This window comes from Rhodococcus sp. (in: high G+C Gram-positive bacteria) (assembly GCF_049299235.1).
Lineage (GTDB): Bacteria > Actinomycetota > Actinomycetes > Mycobacteriales > Mycobacteriaceae > Rhodococcus.
In genome coordinates this window covers 1-1,582 of sequence record NZ_JBAQXC010000135.1, presented here as the reverse complement: position 1 = coordinate 1,582, position 1,582 = coordinate 1, and the positions used below count along the sequence as shown (strand labels likewise).

Sequence of the window (1,582 nt, the reverse complement as noted above, 5' to 3'; positions counted from 1 at the left end):
GGGCAGCGGCCACCGAAGCCCTCGCCCACGCGCGTGCGGCGCAGGCGACCGATCCGCTGGGCAGCTTCACCCGCATCGTCGACGCGGACGCACGACTCGACTCCGTTCTCGCCCATACCCGTGAGGTGCAGGAGCAGGCTCGGCGCGCACAGCAGCGGCTGCAGCAAGATCTGACGGCAGCGCAATCTCAGGTCACCTCCGCGGCCGACTTCATCGGCACTCGCCGCGGCGCGGTGGGTGCCGAAGCCCGTACCCGATTGTCGGAGGCGCAGCGGCACCTGCAGGCGGCGCAGCAACTCGCGTCGACCGATGCGTCGCAGGCGTTGCAGCACGCACAGGCCGCAACGCAACTCGGGGCGAAAGCCTTGTGGGCGGCGCAGAGCGACGTCCGGCAGTGGGAGCAGCGGCAGCAACCCCGGTCGTCGAACAACGACATGACCGGGGCGGTCCTCGGCGGCATCCTGATCGACAGCATCCTGCGCGGCGGAGGCGGCGGGCACTCTCGCGGTGGTGGCTACCGCAGCAGCGGCGGTCGCGGACCCGGTTCGTTCGGCGGCCCCAGCAGTTCGGGGCGGATCGGCCGCAGCAGCGGCGGCCGATTCTGATCCCTTCCGCCAACGCGGCCGAGCCCGCGCCTCGTACGCGTTTCCGGTAGCGGGTGTGCTACCGGAAGCGCGCACCGGGGATCAGGAGCCGATCAGGCGCTGCGCGAGGTATCCCTCCACCTGATCGAGCGCGACGCGTTCCTGCGTCATCGTGTCGCGCTCACGGATCGTCACGGCCTGATCCTCGAGTGTGTCGAAGTCGACGGTGATGCAGAACGGGGTGCCGATCTCGTCCTGACGACGGTAGCGGCGACCGATCGCCTGCGCATCGTCGAACTCGACATTCCAATTCCGACGCAGCTGCGCCGCGAGATCCTTGGCCTTCGGGCTCAGGTCGGCGTTGCGGCTCAGCGGCAACACCGCGGCCTTGACCGGGGCGAGCCGGCGGTCCAGCCGCAGCACGGTGCGAGTGTCGACACCACCCTTGGCGTTGGGGGCCTCGTCCTCGGTGTAGGCGTCGACGAGGAACGCCATGAGCGAACGCGTCAGGCCCGCTGCCGGTTCGATGACGTACGGGGTGTATCGCTCGTTGGTCGCCTGATCGAAGTAGCTCAGGTCGGTGCCCGAGTGCTTCGAATGGGTCGACAGGTCGAAATCGGTGCGGTTGGCGACGCCTTCGAGTTCACCCCATTCGCTGCCCTGGAAGTGGAAGCGGTACTCGATGTCGACGGTGCGCTTCGAGTAGTGCGACAGCTTGTCCTGCGGGTGCTCGTACAGGCGCAGATTGTCCTTGTTGATGCCCAGCCCGGTGTACCAGTCCATGCGGTAGTCGATCCAGTACTGGTGCCATTGCTCGTCCTCGCCCGGCTTGACGAAGAACTCCATTTCCATCTGCTCGAACTCGCGGGTCCGGAAGATGAAGTTGCCCGGGGTGATCTCGTTGCGGAAGCTCTTGCCGATCTGGCCGATGCCGAACGGCGGCTTCTTGCGGGCAGTGGTTTGGACATTCGCGAAGTTCACGAAGATGCCCTGTGCGG

General features: G+C 67.2%; 1 protein-coding gene and 1 pseudogene. One reads left to right on the top strand and one right to left on the bottom strand.

The window, feature by feature from the left end:
• Window positions 1-605, top strand: a pseudogene (locus tag WAX14_RS08315) (TPM domain-containing protein); the annotation flags it as partial.
• 81 nt (window positions 606-686) lie between these two features.
• On the opposite strand, the gene WAX14_RS08310 reads toward WAX14_RS08315, so the two are convergent.
• The coding region (locus WAX14_RS08310) for a glycine--tRNA ligase (protein ID WP_422627615.1) at window positions 687-1,582 on the bottom strand (896 nt) is incomplete at its 5' end.